Origin of the sequence: Mesorhizobium prunaredense, from assembly GCF_900156895.1 — a bacterium.
GTDB lineage: Bacteria > Pseudomonadota > Alphaproteobacteria > Rhizobiales > Rhizobiaceae > Mesorhizobium > Mesorhizobium prunaredense.
This window is the reverse complement of record NZ_FTPD01000016.1, coordinates 88,866-106,752: the sequence shown is the minus strand read 5'-3', so window position 1 is coordinate 106,752 and position 17,887 is coordinate 88,866. Positions and strand designations below refer to the sequence as shown.

The 17,887-nt window shown below is 58.1% G+C and carries 14 protein-coding genes and 1 pseudogene; 6 read left to right on the top strand and 9 right to left on the bottom strand.

Annotated features, from left to right (window positions below; genetic code table 11):
- Positions 1 to 114: 114 nt before the first annotated feature.
- Positions 115 to 588, bottom strand: coding sequence for a phosphatidylglycerophosphatase A family protein (locus tag BQ8794_RS14460; RefSeq protein WP_077378653.1), 474 nt, complete (start codon positions 586 to 588; stop codon positions 115 to 117).
- Between the two features lie 375 nt (positions 589 to 963).
- Here BQ8794_RS14460 and BQ8794_RS14455 point away from each other — a divergent pair, with 375 nt between their 5' ends.
- Positions 964 to 1,590 carry a CDP-alcohol phosphatidyltransferase family protein gene (locus BQ8794_RS14455; protein WP_077378650.1) on the top strand — a complete coding sequence of 209 codons (627 nt, stop codon included), beginning with the start codon at positions 964 to 966 and terminating at the stop codon, positions 1,588 to 1,590.
- Between the two features lie 65 nt (positions 1,591 to 1,655).
- Here BQ8794_RS14455 and BQ8794_RS14450 read toward each other — a convergent pair whose 3' ends face one another.
- On the bottom strand, positions 1,656 to 2,330 hold the full coding sequence (locus BQ8794_RS14450) for a protein-L-isoaspartate(D-aspartate) O-methyltransferase (RefSeq protein WP_077378647.1): 675 nt from the start codon (positions 2,328 to 2,330) through the stop codon (positions 1,656 to 1,658).
- 573 nt (positions 2,331 to 2,903) lie between these two features.
- Between BQ8794_RS14450 and BQ8794_RS14445 the strand changes: the two genes are divergently transcribed.
- Entirely contained in the window at positions 2,904 to 3,896 is a 993-nt protein-coding gene (locus tag BQ8794_RS14445; protein ID WP_077378644.1) for a glycosyltransferase family 2 protein, read from the top strand.
- A 188-nt stretch (positions 3,897 to 4,084) separates the two neighbouring features.
- Here the strand turns inward: BQ8794_RS14445 and BQ8794_RS14440 are convergent, their stop codons facing one another.
- Complete coding sequence (locus tag BQ8794_RS14440) at positions 4,085 to 5,326, bottom strand: polysaccharide biosynthesis/export family protein (RefSeq protein WP_167378743.1); 1,242 nt, start codon at positions 5,324 to 5,326, stop codon at positions 4,085 to 4,087.
- Positions 5,327 to 5,494: 168 nt separating this feature from the next.
- Between BQ8794_RS14440 and BQ8794_RS34695 the strand changes: the two are divergent.
- From BQ8794_RS34695 to BQ8794_RS14425, 4 genes and pseudogenes are all read left to right on the top strand, one after another.
- Positions 5,495 to 5,646, top strand: a pseudogene (locus BQ8794_RS34695) (molybdate ABC transporter permease subunit); the annotation flags it as partial.
- Between the two features lie 465 nt (positions 5,647 to 6,111).
- Positions 6,112 to 6,327: an exopolysaccharide production repressor protein gene (locus tag BQ8794_RS14435; protein ID WP_077378638.1), complete on the top strand. Its 216-nt coding sequence runs from the start codon at positions 6,112 to 6,114 to the stop codon at positions 6,325 to 6,327.
- A gap of 581 nt (positions 6,328 to 6,908) precedes the next feature.
- The gene (locus BQ8794_RS14430; RefSeq protein WP_077378635.1) at positions 6,909 to 8,777 is read left to right on the top strand and encodes a Wzz/FepE/Etk N-terminal domain-containing protein; all 1,869 of its coding nucleotides are present in this window, start codon (positions 6,909 to 6,911) and stop codon (positions 8,775 to 8,777) included.
- A gap of 78 nt (positions 8,778 to 8,855) precedes the next feature.
- Positions 8,856 to 9,992 (top strand): glycosyltransferase family 4 protein, encoded by a 1,137-nt coding sequence (locus tag BQ8794_RS14425; protein ID WP_077378632.1) that lies wholly within the window; start codon positions 8,856 to 8,858, stop codon positions 9,990 to 9,992.
- A gap of 185 nt (positions 9,993 to 10,177) precedes the next feature.
- Here BQ8794_RS14425 and BQ8794_RS14420 read toward each other — a convergent pair whose 3' ends face one another.
- The 6 genes from BQ8794_RS14420 to BQ8794_RS14395 all read right to left on the bottom strand — a co-directional run bounded on the left by BQ8794_RS14420 (position 10,178) and on the right by BQ8794_RS14395 (position 17,869).
- Complete coding sequence (locus tag BQ8794_RS14420) at positions 10,178 to 11,137, bottom strand: class I SAM-dependent methyltransferase (RefSeq protein ID WP_077378629.1); 960 nt, start codon at positions 11,135 to 11,137, stop codon at positions 10,178 to 10,180.
- A gap of 2 nt (positions 11,138 to 11,139) precedes the next feature.
- Complete coding sequence (locus tag BQ8794_RS14415; RefSeq protein WP_077378626.1) at positions 11,140 to 12,105, bottom strand: glycosyltransferase family 2 protein; 966 nt, start codon at positions 12,103 to 12,105, stop codon at positions 11,140 to 11,142.
- Complete coding sequence (locus BQ8794_RS14410) at positions 12,102 to 13,382, bottom strand: O-antigen ligase family protein (protein ID WP_077378624.1); 1,281 nt, start codon at positions 13,380 to 13,382, stop codon at positions 12,102 to 12,104. The genes BQ8794_RS14415 and BQ8794_RS14410 overlap by 4 nt, the downstream gene beginning before the upstream one ends.
- 279 nt (positions 13,383 to 13,661) lie before the next feature.
- Entirely contained in the window at positions 13,662 to 15,716 is a 2,055-nt protein-coding gene (locus tag BQ8794_RS14405; RefSeq protein ID WP_143744560.1) for a hypothetical protein, read from the bottom strand.
- A 177-nt stretch (positions 15,717 to 15,893) separates the two neighbouring features.
- Complete coding sequence (locus tag BQ8794_RS14400) at positions 15,894 to 16,874, bottom strand: hypothetical protein (RefSeq protein ID WP_143744559.1); 981 nt, start codon at positions 16,872 to 16,874, stop codon at positions 15,894 to 15,896.
- Positions 16,875 to 16,918: 44 nt separating this feature from the next.
- On the bottom strand, positions 16,919 to 17,869 hold the full coding sequence (locus BQ8794_RS14395) for a GMC oxidoreductase (protein ID WP_077378615.1): 951 nt from the start codon (positions 17,867 to 17,869) through the stop codon (positions 16,919 to 16,921).
- Positions 17,870 to 17,887: the final 18 nt, after the last annotated feature.

Here is a 17,887-nt window from a genome sequence, read left to right as displayed (position 1 = left end):
GACTCAATTCATCCCGCTCTAGCGCTGCTCCGGCAGATTTTAGTGAAGACAGGTCTTTTTCCCGCTGGGCCGCATCAAGCTCGACAGTGGCAGGTGAAGACTGAGATGTCCTCCTTACGGCAAACGGTCAATCAAATCGTTCAGCAAAAGCAGCGACGCGCCGGCGAACACAGCCGCAGCCGCGTCGTCCAGCATGATGCCGAGTCCACCCCTTACCTTCTCGTGAACGACGCCGATGGGCCAAGGCTTGACGACGTCGAAAAACCGGAAAGCAAGGAAACCTGCTGCCCACCAGACCGGGTCTGGCGGCAGCATGGAAAGCGTTGCGGCGGTGCCGAAGGTCTCGTCAATGACGACGATCTGCGGATCCTCCGTCCTGGTATGGGAGACGACATGCGACGACGCCCATACGCCCACGGCGAATAGGGCCATATAGGCGAGCACGATCAGCCAAGGCGATGCAGGTATCATGAGCGCGGCAACAGCCACTCCGACGCCCGCGCCGGCCGTCCCCGGCCATACCGGAGATAATCCCGCGCCGGCAGAGGTCGCGAACAGGTAAGCAAGCTTAGGCAGAAATTTACGCATGGCGTTTCGGACGGCTTCCCCGTGAATTGCGAATACGCGTTATAACGGCATCTTTCGAGTTACTACCGCTAGACCGCCAGTCGATTTGCGACAGCGGACACAACGATTGCAGAAACAGCGAAACAATATCGGGCTGCTGTCGCAGCGACCGAAATTTTCCGTTTCGCCGTCAGCTTGGCAGCCTCTCGCTCCTCTCGCTACCTTAATCCATTGGCCGCATTCGCCAAAGAAACGCTGTTGAGTTGAACTGGGAAAGACGTCTGAGCCGGTCTCGGCCCGCGCTGACCACCTCGATCGGCGCCGACGGGCTGGAACGAACCCACAATTTGCCGGTTAAACTTCGCGGAACGACATCATCAGAGGAGCCAAGTCATCATGATCGCCGGCCTCATGAAACGCCGCATCGACCCGCTATGGGAGCACGCCGCCTCTCCGCTGATCGGGATCGGCATGACCCCGAACCAGGTTACGTCAGGCGGGCTGGTGCTCGTCGCCCTGTCGTGCGCCGCCTATGTGTACCACCAGTCAAGCCTTGCCTTTGGCCTTTGCCTGGCGTTTGCCTTCACCTTCGATGCGCTCGACGGGGCGGTTGCCCGTCGCAGACATATGAGCACCAAGGCGGGTGGCTATTTCGACGCCATGGCCGACCGTTATCAGGAACTTGCCGTGTTTGCGGCAATAGGCTGGGTCGCCGACCTGTGGGCGATCGCCATGATCGCGTTCGCCGGCGGACTCCTCACCAGCTACGCCAAGGCGCGGACGGCAATCGAAATCCCCATAGAAAACCACGCGTGGCCGGATTTCTTCGAACGGATGGAACGCCTGGTGTTCATTTGCGTGCTGTTGGTCGCCGACGGATTGGCGACCGCGATGGGCGCCGCTTCGCCCTGGATTCTGACGGGCGGGTTCGCACTATACGCACTGCTGGCAAACGCCACAGCGCTGCAACGGATCAATCGCGCATTTGCGATGCTCAAACGAGCGGACGCGAAGCAGCCGTGAGACGGCGAAATCCCATAAGGATGAGGCGGCCCGGCGCTCCCTGCGTGCCAGATGTCCGCACCTCGTTAGACCGTTTCGAGCCGGCTGAACCGAACCGGGATGATTTTTCGAGTCTTCAGTTGTCCTGCCGAATCCTTGTCGATGACCGTCAGCAACTGCCCTTGTTCAGGGCCCACAGGCAGAACCAGGCGGCCCCCTGGCTTGAGCTGCTCAAGCAAAGCCGGCGGCGCCCGCCCCGCCGCGACGCTGACCAGGATCTTGTCGAATGGGGCGTGCTCGGGCCAGCCGCGAGACCCGTCCCCGACACGAATGCTGACATTGGATAGACAGAGGTCCTGCAGCAGAGCCTCGGCATGGCTTGCGAATTCCTCGATGATCTCGACGCTCCAAACGTGCCCGGCGAGTTCCGCGAGGATTGCGGTCTGGTAGCCCAGGCCGGTTCCGATCTCGAGCACCGCCTCGTGCGGTTGGAGAGCAAGGAGATCGGTCATCAGCGCGACGATGAACGGCTGCGAGACGGTTTTGTCGAAGCCGATCGGCAGTGGCATATCCTGGTAGGCATAAGGCGCGACTGAGCTTGGCACGAAGAGATGGCGCGGCACCCGCTGCATCGCTGCCATCACCCGTTCATCGAGGGCCGCCTTGCCGAGCTCTTCGCTTGCAAGGTCAGTATGGATTGCAATCATCTCGACCATGTGCCGGCGTAGCACAGCGAGATGCTCTTCGTTCATTGGCTTCATGGCCGTCGGGCCTTCCTCAACCAGGCTTGCTGCCAGTCAGGCTTATATCCTGTTCGTCACAGCAACGCCCGTCATCGTTTCCAGTTGCGGGTGGCACACGGCTGCCGGAGGCAATTTTGGCGTTGCATCTTGATAGATATCGTCGGCGGCCCCGGAGATCAGTGCCATGTCGCCATAACGGTATGTCCTGGATCGCGGTGATTGAACGATGAACGGCTGAATCGCGTGCATGCGTGGGCAGCCGGCGATCTCGACCGGGGCGTTGTCGTTGTAGTAGTGGACGCCTGTTTCACCGATGCTGCGACTGCTGCATGGCTTCGGCAGCGGAATGCCGTGACGAGCGGTTCGGGAGGTTCCTCACGCACCTACACAATCGGAGTTCCTAAATATCCAGCTAAAGTCCGGAAGCCGCTACTTTATCGTTTCCAGGAGTGCTGAGTGGAACTCGCCGGGGCCTCTGCCTTGCCGCTCGGCCGTCGTGGTTGAATCCTCATCAGCTAAAGTAGTGAAATCTGATGGAACTACCGGCCCTGATGTGCCATTTTACCAAGTCGTGAGAGAAGACGAAGGCAAATGAGCCAGCACAATGCCACTGTGATAGGCGTCGTGGTGCCCATGTTCAATGCCGAGAGAACCATTCTCGCGACGCTGACCAGCATCTGCCAGCAGAGCCACCAGGCGCTGGACATTGTCGTAGTGGATGATGGGTCGACGGACCGGTCCGCGTCAATCGTGGCCGCCTATGCCGAGCAAGATCGGCGTATGCGCCTTTTCAGGCAGCCGAACGCGGGTGTTGCGGACGCACGCAACAGCGGCGCCGCTGCCACCGATGCGGAGTTTCTAGCGTTCGTGGACGCGGATGATCTTTGGGCTCCATCCAAAATCGCACTGCAACTGCGCCTCCTGCAGGAAGGAGGCTCGTCAGCTGGGCTGGCATATTGCTGGTTTGCGGAGATCGACGAGGACGGTCGGATATTTTCCTTCAAACAGCCCGATGCTGAGGGGCGCGTGCTGCAACGCATGTGCAGAAACAACTTTGTCGGTAACGGAAGTTCGATGCTTGTACGTCGCTCCGCATTCGAGCGGGCAGGACAGTTTGATCCTTCCCTGAGGGCAAGGAACGCACAAGGCTGCGAAGATCTTCTAATGTGCCTCAGAATAGCAGAGAATTACGAGTTTCGTGTCGTGCCCCAACATCTTGTGGGTTACCGGAGGACGATCGGCAACATGTCGAGCGATGTCATGCAGATGTTTCGTTCGTATGAAATTGTCCTAGCCGAGTTTCGCGAGAAATATCCGCAATTTGGGAGCGATCTCAATGCCCATCTGCTTGACACGATCAATGGGCTTGCCGTGAGAGCTTTGATTCAAGGGCGGCCTTCCGCGGCCTGGTACCTGTCGAAGAAGCTCTTTGTCCTGGAGCCGCGCACGGCTATTTCACGTCTGCCTCACACGGTCGACGTCTGCTGCCGGGGGCTGGTTCCTCGCTGGATCAAGGTTCGAGTGAAACGGATGCGAAACGCCGAGTCTCGGCCTCTTTATGAAAAGATTTATCTAGAGAGGTGAGCGCGTCCCTGTTCGGACGTACCGAGCCGGAGCTGTTGAAGCTAGATGCTTGATGCCAGGCTTTGGCGGCGCACGTGGCAATCACGTCATTGCCCGGACCCTGAGCGGCCTCAGAACGATCTTGGCCCGGACCACATTTCCATAGGACACGTGCAACTACGCGCCGCCTCTATACAATATTTAATTGTTTAATTCGCGACCGCCGCTCCTGGTGGGACCTCCAGCGTAATTGTGATGGTGTCACCCGGAGCAAGCAGAGTATCTTCAGTCGCCTCGGTCGTCGCTGCCCGTCCGTCAGTGGAGCGGGTTACACCGATCGTAATTCGGTCCCCTTCGCCTACAAGGTCGCTGCGCATCTGCATCACGTAGGCGATTTGTTTGGTCAATGAATCCATCTCAGCGCGCATTTGGTTCATCGCCGCGCGTTCAGTCTGCAAGTCAGCCAACAGGTCGATTCGACCCTGGTCGATAAACTTATCAAGACTGCGCTGCAAATCCCCTTGGTCGCGTTCAAGTCGAGCGATCTCAGCGTTGGTTTGCAAAGCGCGGGTCGCTGACAAGAGCACTGCGCGTTGAGCAGCGTTGACGCTAGTGATCTGGACCAGACCTTTTTCGAAGAGCTTCTTGAGGCGATCAAGTTCCACCGCATCTGCGGCGGCGCCCGCTTGATCCGCCTTCACCTGCTCCTTCAGGTAGCCCATTCGCTCCGCCGCCTTGGTGGCGGCCAACTTAATCGAAGCGCGCTCCTTCTCCTGATCCGCATAGACAGCCTCAAGATGCTTCCCCTCCTGCTGCAAAGCTTCGTCGCGACGAGGTTCGAGGCTCGGGTCACGTTCTGCGTCCGGAACCTCAATCGCTCTGGCGCCGCTCAGCTGCGCCTCTATGCGAGCAGCCTTGATTTCGCTTTCCTGGTACCTGATACGCAGAATGTGGAGGCGGCCGCCAAGGTCCGCTGCTGTCATTTCAGGGTTTTCAAGCTCACCGCGACCGAGCTGGTAGCCGCCGCCAGCCGCCACAGCTTGTCGGACAGTCATGCCTGGTCTGAAGGCCTGAGTCCCAGGAGAGGCAATGTCCCCGTCAATAAAGACGGGTCGGTATTCCTCAATATCAACTACAATCTGATCCGGGTAAAACCCAGTCCAAGTCTCAGTGCCGTCTGCGGATCGTTGCGGAAGGGATTTTGGTTTTAAAGCCTCAACTACCTCCTTGCGAACATCCTCTATTGTCTTCCCGAGAACGCTTAGGGGGCCTAGGACCGGCAACACAATTACACCGCTTTGGTCGATCACAGCTCGCTTTTGCATCTCGGGATAGCCTATGACAGCGAAGCCGATCACGTCGCCAGTCTGCAGACGGTACTCGCCGACATTGTACTCCTCCGCTAGGGCAAGGCCATTCGACTGATTCCCGTATGCGAACAACCAAAACATGCATGCGAGCGCAGCGCAGCTGCCTGCCCGCATCCAGCGCACCGATCTATTCAACATTCGCGATCACCCCGCAATGCTTGAGCATGACATCGACGCAGACCTTTCTCACAACGCCATTCCTTTGAGGCGAATTTACGCTCTGAACAACGGCAACAAGGCAGACGATATTCCGAGATCGCGCCACTCTGATCGTCATCCGGCTGGAAGAATACAACTATCCGGCGGCCACCGCGATCGCGGCGATCATGGTTTTGCCATCGTTCGCCATGCTCCTGGTCGTCAATCTGGTGCAGTCGCGGAGCCGCAAACGCTATGGCTGACGTCACCATCGTATCGCCGATCGGAAGCGACACCGCCGGCCAGCGGGCGGCCGGTCGCGCGCTACCTGCTGATGGCAGTCGCGTTCGTCTTCCTGGTGGCCTGAGCGGCATTGGCCGCCTGAGGCGCGGCCGCCATGTCCGCCGCTCCGCTAAACACGGAAGCTGCGCGGCGGACATACCAACGTCGAAGCCATCCCATTTTGCTCAGCTTGGCGCACACAACTCGACGCAGCCTCTGCCTAAATCCAGATCGCATGGCATGGCCGGTCCGTGTGGCAAACCTCTCTTGGCTGCCGAACCGGAGTTGGTCGCCTGGAAGCAAGCGTCCTGGCACAGGCTGGGGCGTATTTATTCGCATCTGCTAATATATTGGTCGCTCTGACCCGTTCCGGTATGTTATGATGGTTAATGCGCTGAGGCCTGGATAGCCGAGGAGCGCGTCACGCGGCTGCGAGTGGGACGGCGATGTCCTTTTTGCCTTTTTTGCGAGGCCTTATCATAGTACTGTTGGCATTCGCCATCAGTACATATTTGCTCACCGCCTCCCTCTGGAGCACGTTTGTCCAAACGTTGATTTGCGGGATCTTGATACAGATCGGGTACTTTGTTGCTGTCATACTGCTAGTGTGGCGCTCGGTCTCCAAAAAATCGGTGACTCCGAAATCACACATCGCGCGATGAGCCGAAAGGGAGCAACTGCCGAGCCACTTAGTAAGTGAGGCGGGCCCCCTCCGCCTTTATAGGCTCTGGCTGCTAGAGCAGGACGATCACCAAGATGACACCCCACACTACGAAACAAAATGTGACTGCAGCCTGTCTTATTCTGGCATCGGAGAGGCTTTCCGCGAGGCGCCAGATGCGCGCAGGATCCTTGCGGTGATCGTTATCGCGCGCCTGTGATCGACGAGCCATTCCAATCGACATCCCTGTTTCCCGCAGGACAGGCTCAGCCTGAGCCCCGGAATCTCTTGCTCAGATGTTTTGCCATTTGGCAATACGACTCAATTTCTTCCTTCAATTGGAGCTTACGACATGCAGCGGAATTGCGGCAGTCGGAGCATGGGCCGCGTGAGGTTTCGGTTTATTGCATCGAGGTCGGGAGTCGCGCCTTTGGCGAAGAGCGGGCTGATGCCCGCCCCGAGCGGTGCGCCTGTGCTCCGCGGGCGTCGATACTGAATTTGCAGACATTTAGTCAGATGATGTGGTATGGTGTTTGTCACTACCAATGCGCTGCCAGTCTCATGCCACGGGTTTGAAGGCTTATGCTCCGCGAAGTTGAAAAGCACCCGGATTCTGCCTTCACATTCGGCGATCCTCAGTGGGGAACGATTGATCTCGAAACACTCGTGGCGGCAGCGCGACGGCAGTTGAGGTTCGTCCTTACATGCGCGCTCGCAGGACTTGTGCTGGGGCTAGCGTATCTTTGGGCCGAGGTGCCCTTGTACGAGTCGACGGCCAGAATCCTGATCGACAAGAACCAGCCATCCATCGTTACGGAATTAACAGAGAGCGGAAGCTCCGCACAGCTTGACCCGATGATGCTGAGTCAGGTCGAATTGTTGCTTTCCGACCGCATCGGGCTAAAGGTCGTTGACAGCCTCGGTCTTGCTACCGATCGCTCTTTCTTGTCGGCGCCATATTCATTGCTCAACAGTCTCATAGGATCGGTCGCTCGGTGGCCATTCATCGGCAGTTCCGAAGCAAGCGGAGCGCCGGTGAAATCGAGTGTCGCGCGAGGATCCGATACTCGATGGCAGGCATTTGGCATTCTGGCTGAGAATATTACGGTAGCTCGTGTAGGGCTTTCTTACATTCTGGAAGTCCAATTTCGGTCGCCTAGCGCCGAAATGGCGCAAGAAATAGCCAGTAAGTATGCAGAAATCTATATTTCTGACCAAGTCGGAGCCAAAGACGAGTCGATTATCCGAGCTCGCGGCGCACTGGCGGAAGAGCTCGAGACGGTGCGGAAGCGATCGGTCGATGCCGAGCTCGCAATCCACAGGTTTCGAACAGACAATACGCTGACCAAGGAAACGCTGGTTACCTTGCGCCAGCTCGAACTTGAGGCGTCCTCTCTCAAGTCGCAATATGAACAGGTCCTGCAGCAGTACCAAGCGAGCCTGCAGAACTTTTCGATGGCGTTGACGGAGGCGCGGATTATCTCGGAGGCACCAACCCCCAGCAGACCGAGTTCTCCGAACAGCAGTCTTACGTTGGCGGTCTGCGTCGTGCTCGCCGGCATGGTTGGCGCCGGTGTGGGTGGAATTCGGGAGTACCGGGAGCGCTTTTTCCGCACGACGGCTCAAGTGCGCGATGAGCTCGGACTTCAGACGCTCGGAATGATCCCATTACTGGATGGGAAGCCAATTCACCGAAACAAGCACGATCGTGCGGCCGGAGAGCCGTCATTCATCGAGGTGGGGAACAGCGCTTTCAACTGGGTAGAGCAACATCCGCGCTCGGAATTCGCTGAAGCGATGCGAACTGTGAAAGTTGCTGTTGACGTCGAGTTACCAAGGAAGAGCACCAAGGCGCTCGGCATCGTTTCTTGCCTCCCGGGAGAAGGGAAGTCTCTGGTCGCCGCTAATTTTGCGATGGTTCTTGCTATGCAGCGTTGTAAGACGTTGTTGATCGATGCCGATATCCACAATCCGGGCTTGTCCCCTATGTTAGCCAACGGCTGGGAACGAGGCCTGGCCGACTTGTTGGCTGGAGAACTCAATCCGAAAGACTTGCTGGCCCATCAGTCATTGCCATTGAGGTTCCTGCCCGGCGTGAACCAGAGCCAACAAAAGCTCGCGAACACCGTGCAGCCTATCGAGAAAATGGGCGACTTTCTGCTCAAGGTGGGCCCTATGTTCAACTACGTCGTCGTTGATTTGCCCCCGTTGGCTCCAGTCGCGGACGTGAGGTCCTTTGTCCAGCACCTCGACGGACTTGTTCTGGTTGTTGAATGGGGTGTGACCGCTCGTACATTCGTGCGCGAAATCCTCGACAACAACCCGATCCTGGCGGATAAATGCATCGGCGTTCTGCTCAACAAGGTCGATATCAAAAGAATCAAGCGGTATCAAAAGTTCGGCAGTGCCGAATTTTACAGTGAACGTTATCATCAGTATTACCAGGCCTAGTTGTGGAGCAGGCAGCCCGCCTACAGTATCCCCTCATCGGCTAAAGGCGAGGCGGGCGGCATTGGGAGTTCTTGACCCATGATACCTCAGCCTCCGCACGGCATCATCCTGATGACGTACGAATATCATCCATTTCCTGGTGGCATCGGAACATACGCCGGACGGTTGGTCGACATCGTTCGTGCTGGCGGCCACGCTGCGACCGTCATAGCGCCTGCCTATCCTGACCTTCCTGCCGTTCCCCAGGAGCCGGATACCCATCGCATTCTGCGGCATCATCAAATTTCTCCATTCGGGGCGCTGCGGGCGCTTTCTATTCTGCGCAACGTTCCTAAGGACAGGTTGTTTTTGGCCGCCGACATACGCAGTGTACTTGTGACATTTGTGCTACGACCGTTCCATCGCAGAGGGTATCGAGCGATGATTCATGGCAGCGAAGTCAGCAAATTCAGGACCGATTCCATCCTTTTTCGGTTTGTACGCCGCGCCTACGAAGGAGCAGAGGTCGTTTTCGCCAACTCACATGCGACGCTGCGGATCTTTTCCGAAAGTTTTGGAATGCCCCGGAAGGGTGTCGTCACGTATCTCGGCGTGGATCCCATGTGGTTTCAGCCAATCCATGGGAATTTTGAACACCCGCAACTTGCAGCTGTACCACAAGCTGCAAGCGTCATTTGCGCAGTCGGACGTATCGAGCCTCGGAAGGGCCAGTTGGAAACTGTCCGGGCTATCGCGAGCGCGCGCGATGAATACGGATTAGACAATCCGATCTTTGTGATGGCTGGACGGGCCGAAGATCAGCCCTATGCCTCAAAGATATTGGATGAAGCGGCACGAACTCGTGTTCCAGTGATCGCTACCGGTAGGCTGTCCGACGACGACTTAAAGCGCTTATACCGCCGTGCGGCGTGCCACACATTGTTCGCACGAGAGCTAAAGGGAAAGATCGAGGGCTTCGGGCTAGTGTTGGTTGAGGCCGGTGCGCAAGGATGTCCTTCGATAGCGACGGCCGTCGGCGGCATACCCGAGGTCATGGGCTCCACTGGTGTGCTGGTGCCCCCGGAGGACGTGAATTCGATGGCCCGCGCGATAGCAACCTATGTGGCCAATGCAGAACTGCGTGAGCGCGACGGTGCTCTTGCCAAATCACGGGCACGCACCTTCGACTGGGCAACCTGTGCAGGCGCGACGTTTCCGGAGCTGAAATGGGGCTGAGCCCGAGGCCAAAGCCATTGAAGTGGATGGTTTCCATTTTTGATGTCTGAACCAGGCGCCGAAGACGCCGTCTGTTGCAGCCGGGCCAAGGGCGACAGACTTGCCGATGGCAGCCTCGCACAGGCGTATGGAACGGCCGACGACAGAGCTGCTGAACGCGGGGGACGAGATCGCCGTTCCCGGTACTAGCGTTGAGCGCCCCGATATTCGTCGACAATGCTGCTCAGTGGAATACTGGTTCCGGTGAGCCTTCCCAGGAAATAGGCCCCATTGCTGCCGTCGATCTTATGATCCTCTCCGATCATGCCGTCCATGAGTGCGGCCAGCGCGAAGGGAAGACTCAAGACGTCACTAAGCAGCCGGCTCCGGGTAAGGCCACGCAGGAAATATTTCGCCGCCCAGTAGAACGACAAACCGGGTCCACCGAGCGCTCCACGACTGATCGTTTCGAAATTCCGGAACAGCCAGCGATGTCCGAGCTCAGTGAAGCGCGTAAAATCATATGCGCCCTCATGCACTTGCTGCATGAACGGTGTCTCGGCGTAGACGAGACCGCCGGGCTTGAGCACGCGAGATATCTCTGAAACGACCTGTTCCGGGTTAATCACATGCTCGAGGACCGCCTGAATGCAGACGCCGTCCACCGAGCCGCTGGCAAGCGGAATCTGATGAGCGTCCGCGATGAAATGCGTGTATGCGGACGGGTAGATGTCGAATGCAATCTGTCGAACGGCTTCGGTTTCATAAAGGCCATCGGTCCCCGCCCCCTTGGTTGCGGCGCCGATCATGAGCACGAGAGGGCGCTCAATCCCATGGGAGAGAACGTGATCGCGAAAGCTGACAACGTTGCGCGCGCTGAGATTCGCAGTTCCGAAGAGCCACCCCTTGGTGATCCTCAGCCAGTTCGGCCGCCTCTTTATGGCTGAGATGCCACTTGCCGTCAGCACGTCGGCACGCACGAGACTGCAAGAGAAATCGATCAGTGCCGGCTGACCATGCACAACCGGATACTCGGCAGCTCGCGCGCCAGAGAGCTCTGATTTCGCCTCCGTGATGGTCGCGCCGCGGCGGTACAGAATAATCGGTACGGAAGGATTACCCGGCTGCCGCATGAGATGCTCGACCTCTCCCCATTCCGCCAGCATCTTTAAGAGCCGTCAGCAAAGCCGTTCCGCACGGCCCGGTAGAACAATAGCTTGGCTGCGCGGCGCACCTGTGGATCCATGCCCCTCGGCATGGCGCAAAGGAAAATGCAAACGTATATCCGCCAGGACAATGGATCGTGCCGCATCGCGCGAATGAGCAAGCGCGCTCCGCGTTTCTTTTCCCCTTTAACCACGCAATCATTGCCGGCCTTCGCGTACAAACGCGCGTTGCGCCGGCGCGCGAGGTGCGCAAGCTCCGGCCGTCGCATGATCCATTCTCGCGTGAGGCGTTCGGCTGCCGGCAGAAGCGTGTCGAGTCTGCGGGTAGCGTTCGAGTCATGGCGCCGTTTATAGACGAGTGCTCCGGCCACATATTGAAATGTCCAACGCTCGGCTACGCGCATACAAAACTCTGTATCTTCGCCAAGCCATAAAGCCTCGTTGAACAACCCGATATCTTCGACAATCTGCCGCCGCATAAGGATACTGGAGGGAACAATCGGCCCATCAAGCAGAAAATATGTCGGCAGCGTATCACTTTGGTCCCCACGATAGCGGCGAACGGTGACGTGTAGAGCATCGGAAATATCCGGAGCGGAAAAATCGACAAAATCACCATAGACAAGACCTGCCTTGCAGCCATTGCCAAAGACGGCCAATTGGCGCTCAAGCTTATCCTCAGCCCAGAAGTCATCGCCGTCGAGAAATGCAATAAAATCACCGGTAGCATGTCTGATGGCAAGATTCCTCGCCGATGAAGGCCCGACACCCGCTGCTGTCAGCACATGTGTGCGCGGCTCCCTGCGAGCCAGCGCCGCGATGACCTCCGCCGAGCCGTCGGTCGAGCCGTCATTGACAATGATGATCTCTTTGATTCGGCTCGACGCGGTCTGATTGATCGCGCTTTCCACGGCCTGCACAATGAAGCGTTCTTCATTGTGGCATGTCAGGATAACCGAAACACTCATCTTGTGTTTCCTAGCAAGGGGCTCCCGAGAAATCGAGGATGCCTTATACTCCTGGGGTGGCTCCTCCGTTTCCTGTGTAATGATAGGCAAAGCCCGTGCCGCGTCAATTCAGGCAGGAGCGAGACAAGGATTAGCGTGACGAAAGCTCGTGTGCCGGAGGCTTCTGTTCCAACGTAAAAGGCGCAAGGAACAAGGAGCACGAGGGGCAGAAGCCGTGCCTGGGCCGCTTCGATCAATCCGTGAGAAAGGGCCCAGCTTAGAGTACGGCTTAAGCGAAACCATGCAGCAATCCATATGGGAATATAGAGGCTGAGCCCAATGATGCCGTTCTCGGTGAGGATGCGTTGAAACTCGCCATGTATCCCCAGCCGCAACTCGTCAGGAAGTCCGCTGAACTCCGTATCGATAATATTCTTGAATTGGTTCGTACCCACGCCCATTAGTGGATGTTCGGAGATGAGTTGTCTGGACAGAGTGAAAGCAAACGCGCGCTGGACATTGCTCGGGGTGTCTCCCGGGGCATATTTCCCCGTCGCGACCAGGTATTCGTATTGCCCCATGCTCAGCGGATTGAGAATGGTCTGCATTTGCTTCTCGACATAGGCGTTATCTATCGTGGTCGACAGCACGAAAAGTGCCACGAAGCCGGCGGCGGTCGCTGGTACCATCGCAGCGAGCCGTCCGCGCATCAGAAGCGCGGCGGTCAGAAAGAGATAGATCAAAAACGCCTTGCGTTCCCCAGATAGCACGAGCAGGGGAAGTATCCCCGCCCATACAAACCAAAGGGTGCGCCGCTTGCCCCGGTTGACGAAGAGGAGGAGCCCTGCGAGCGCGATTGGAAGGAAGGTGAACGCGAGCCTCGGATCGACCAGATGCTTCCAACCGACCAAGTAGCCATGGGCGACATGCCAGGTGATCGTATAGGCGAGGATCAGCACCATGCCGAAAAGCAAGATGTTGACGGCCTTGTGCGTGTCGACCCGGCTGGCCTCCTGTGCGAAGGCGAACGCAAAGGCACCCACAGCGGACATCTGCAACAGCTCGCGCAGGCCGTTCTCTGCGTCCACGCTGAAGGCCGAGACTATGTGCCAGCCCAAGAAGGGCGGGAGCAGTAGAAAACCGGCTGAAAAAGCCAAATTTCGCCAACGCCCCGTCGCCAGGCCAATCACGAGCATCAGCAATGCGATCAGCTCGAACGGACGCAGCAATACAAGACCCGTCTCGAGCCTGATTGGCAGGAAGAGGCTCAGTATCGCGAATGTGAGGAGATAACGCATCACAGCCCCCTCGCGGCCCGATATTCTTTTAGCATGTTCTCTTTCCCGGAAACAGAACTTGTTGGATGTATCAATGCCAGCCCGCGGAGAAACACTTCACCCTGCCCCAGCCGACGACCCCATCGTTCCGCCCGCTGTGGCAATCGCATATCGAAGAGGTTTCCGCCTGTTGGGAAAGCTCACCCTTCTCGCTTGCGGGGAGGACTGCTAGTGGCAGAGCTCGTCAGGCAGTCCGACGGAGAGTGATGACGCATGCTGGCGTCGCGCAGTCGATGCGTTCTAGCCGACGGTCTCGCTCTCCGGGGTCCAGGCTTCTGGCTGGTCGAGCACAGAGACCGCGCGAACATGGCAGCGAATCTTATGCCCGACATCCCGCGAGCTGAGCTCATAGCTTGTGCCGGTTTCGCCCACGATCGGAACGCCGTCACGATACCATAGACACTCAATTTGCGACGCAATAACGTTCGGTACGACGGTCAGCGCCTGGCCCGGTGAAGCCTGGCCCGAGAAGGCCGGCAATGCGCTGAATCCCGTCGGGACCCTGGCCAGATCCGTTTCCGTCTGCCGGACCCGTATATAGTCAATCACCATGTCATACGTCTGCGACGGGTCCGGTTGAGCACGACCCTTTTTTTCATCGTAAGCGAAATCCACCATGATGTATTTTTTCGCTGCGAGTTCCGGCGTCGTTGGAACGCGCGCCACTTCATGGCCGTCGATCACGAAATAAGTATAATCATCCTCGATCTGCGCATACCACGTATGAAATTCGCCATCGTATATGTCGATCGTCGCGGGAAAGCCATTCGATGGGTCGACTTGATAGCCGGCGATTTTCCGGTGCACGTCACTTGGCGCAATGCGTGGATCTGCATAGCCGAGTCTGGGTTTGTGCACGTGCTGGCTGATGTTGATATAGGCCCCATTGAGACCGTCATATTCCCAAAAGTCCGTCTCAAGACGATTGCGCGTCCGCCAGAATAGATGCTCCTTCCCATACGCCCAGAAAGCAGGAAAAAATCCAGGGCGGGGCGCGAGTATCTTCGGCAGTCTGGCGCGGATCTCAAAGATCCCCTTTCCCCAACACCGCCCCTGGCCATTGTTGTTCACGGAAGAGAATGCACCTGTTCTCCAACGCCGCTTGTGCAAGAGCCGGAGCGCCAGCGTGTGGCTGGTGGCGTCGTGCACATAGGAGGAGGGCGACGCCGAGATCGGCGGGGTAACGGCGTCAACACCAACGGTCGTCAGATGGGTCGGCGCATACCAGATGCTGCCTTGCGCGCCTTTGGAATCATCGACAACCGTGTTGTCATCGAAGTCGTCAAGAAAAACCGTTGTGTAACCGCGGATCGGCGGCGCCGCCTCACCACGATGAGCATATCGCTCATTGCCGATGGCTGCCCAGGACGCCCACGAGGCTGAATCGAACGCATAACGTGCCGGTTTGTCCTTCGCATCCACGGCTGAAGGAGGGCTCTCGCGATAGGGATGATCGCCGGGCAGGGCGGATTGCCGGCCGACGCGCCACATGCCCCATCCCATCAGCATGTCGATCTGCGAGTCATTGAGTTCGCTTTGTCCGATGATGACGCAGTCGATCGCGACATCGGCCCTCATCGGATTGTTCACATCGCCCATGAAGCTCTGCGATTTCATCCGGTTGGGTGCCAATGCATAAATCGTCTGGCCGGCCGTCTTGACCCCATTCACCACGGCCTGCATCACGAATCCGCGACGGTACCCGACCATGACATTCCAGTCGCCAAAATCCGTCGAGCATTGCCCTTCCTCGCTCTTGAGCTTGCCGTCATGGAGCTGCGAAACGAATGTGCCTGCCGAGGGCTTGAAACAGACCCGCGGCTGGCGATGCACCGAGCCACCCTCCGCCCCATTGACGCAAAGAACGGAAACGTTTTTCGCGTCGGCGTTGACCGCCGAATTGCACCGGGCGATCACCAACCACCAGCGGTGAAGATACGGGGCATCGTTATCGGCGGGCCAGGTCAATGCCTGTTTCGTGCCCTTCTTGAAGAGAACGCCGCCGTTATTCGGAAGCTTTGTCGGCCGCAGGGAGGGCTCGGCTTGCACCGCAGCCACCAGCTTCACGCCGCCGGATTGCCATGAGGAGACCTCGCCTTCGGCCAGATCCTCCTGAAACCAGGATTTCACAATCATTTCCGGGAACAGACCAGGATGCCAGGAGTGAGCTTTCAGCTGCGGGCCTTGCGCCGGACCGGCGGCGCGAGCATCCCGTCCTGGCCGACCAGATGCCGTCAGCACAAGGGCCGCGCATGCGGCCCGCGCCAGATCCCGGCGAGAGATGCGGTTGGTCATTGTCGTGTGCCAATAATTGCTGGTTTCGGGATGAGACTCCGCATGGACACCCGTTACTTACTGTCGCGCTTCTCCTCACAAGCTCCGCAGCACATCAGCAAAGATACGTCGAACGCATCGTCTCCGCAATCGAGGACGATCACACGCGGCTCACGACTTCGAAGTCGTGGTTCACCGTTACTCTGAGGCATGCTGAAGATATGACATCGGTGGACGATGATCGCCTCGATACGGTGCAGGAAATGCCCAGGCAAAACGCGCCCTTGCCTCGAGACGCGCCGCGACGGCGTCGTGCACGGAATCCGAATATGCATAAGCCGCTGGCTGTCCTGCCAAGGCGGACCCAAGCACATCCATCAATCCTGCAATTTTGTCGAGGTCGTGCGCCGCGCGTCTATCGGTCCTACCGTGGAATCTTGCGGCCACTTCGGCCGGAATCAGAACCTCGCGCAGGCAGTGCGCGCCAAGAAAGTAGCGGAGTCGCACGCCATCCAGAACGCGGGACACCACTTCCGGGTGGAACACGGCCTCGGTGGCTGAGCGGAGTTCGTAGAAATCCTCAATGAGTTGCCCATTGGCCCAGCATGATATTTTCGCGCACATGTCTTCTTCGGGCTTAACCAGGACACAGCGTGCCTGCCCGCCCAAAGCCAAGTCCGTGGTTATGTTTCGTCGGCGAATGACAAGGCGTATCCGTCTGCGGCGGCCGATCGCCGCGACCGATCGTGCCACAGAGAAAAAATGTGTGGGGATGCCAATATGCTCGAAGCGCAGATGGTAGTCATCTGCCGCCTTGCGACAAAGCCCGAATATCGGCGGTAAATTGGGCATAAACGGCCAATCCTCCAGCGAATACAGATTTGAACTCCTTGCAAGACCTAGCGTGGCAGGAAGTTGGATAAACTTGAAAAATATCGGCGTATCGCAGAAATGCATTGCGCCGGGAAATAACCTCAGCGCTCGCGTCTGCGTCTCGACGAGGTTGTGCTGACAGACACAATTGAGAACAAGGCCATACTGCGGCGCGAGTGCGTGCCAGTCCCTTACCGGGATTCCCTCCAACAGCCCTTCGCCAGCGGCTGCTCTGCGGCGGACAATTGTAATGTCAGAACGCGTCAGCCCAAGGCCGAACAGCGCTGGTGCAATATGATCGCGCACGCGCCGCCCTGCGCCGAGGACGAGAACTTTGGGTCCGCTATCCATCACCCGGGACACCATGTTTGAGCCATACGCTCGGCGAGCGCCACGACGGTCAAAGTAGGATTGGCGGAGCCGGCAAACGGAAAGCCAGAAGAAGACACACAGAAGGCATTTGCGAGCGTAGGCAATCGCCCATCAGCGTGCAGCTCTGCGCCCAGCGGCGACGCTGAAAGCGGCGTGCACCCGGCGGGATGGCTGGCACCGGTCATTGCTACCCAATCGGCCCGCTTCACGGGACCGAACAAGGCGGAGATCCGAGGCAGAATACGGTCGAGAAAGGCGTCAATATCGCGCCGCGTCGCGCTCGAAATGCGCCAGCGCACCTCTGGTGGATCGTCCAGCGAAATTCCGTTGGCCGATTCCGGAAATTGCTCACAATTGATGTTCAACCGCAACCAGCGCCCGCATATACGGCTGCGCAGCGATCGACTACGGCGCGTCTCGCCCCAGACAAAAACCGAGTGGTTGCCAATACCGCTCTCAAGCAGCTCAGCTTCAGGCAGAGCGAAGACATGTATGTCATCACGGGATTCCAGCATGTGATCGAGATCATCGATATGTCGAGTCGGTATCAGTCGGCCAATCGGCCCTTTCGGATGGTCCATATAGCCGCCGAGAAATGGTTTCGGTGTCACTGACTTGCGCTCGGACAAGCGGTGAATGAGATAGGGCGAAGCGATGCCCCCCGCCGTGATCACATGGCGAGACGCCGAGATCTCAATCCGGGCGCCGTCATTCCCGACGTTAGCGAAGGCGCATTTCACTTCGCCCCCGCCTCTCCCACCCGATTGGACCAGCTCCCATGGGGAACGAATCCGAGCCAGATCAACGGAGCGCTGGCGATTCGCGCGGGGGCCACGCTCAACCACAATCACACGCTGGCCTTGCTCAAGCGCCGCCGCGGTCATTGTGTAGCCCGCGAACCCCGAGCCATAGATCGCAACATCAGCCATGAGAGTCGTGAGCGATAA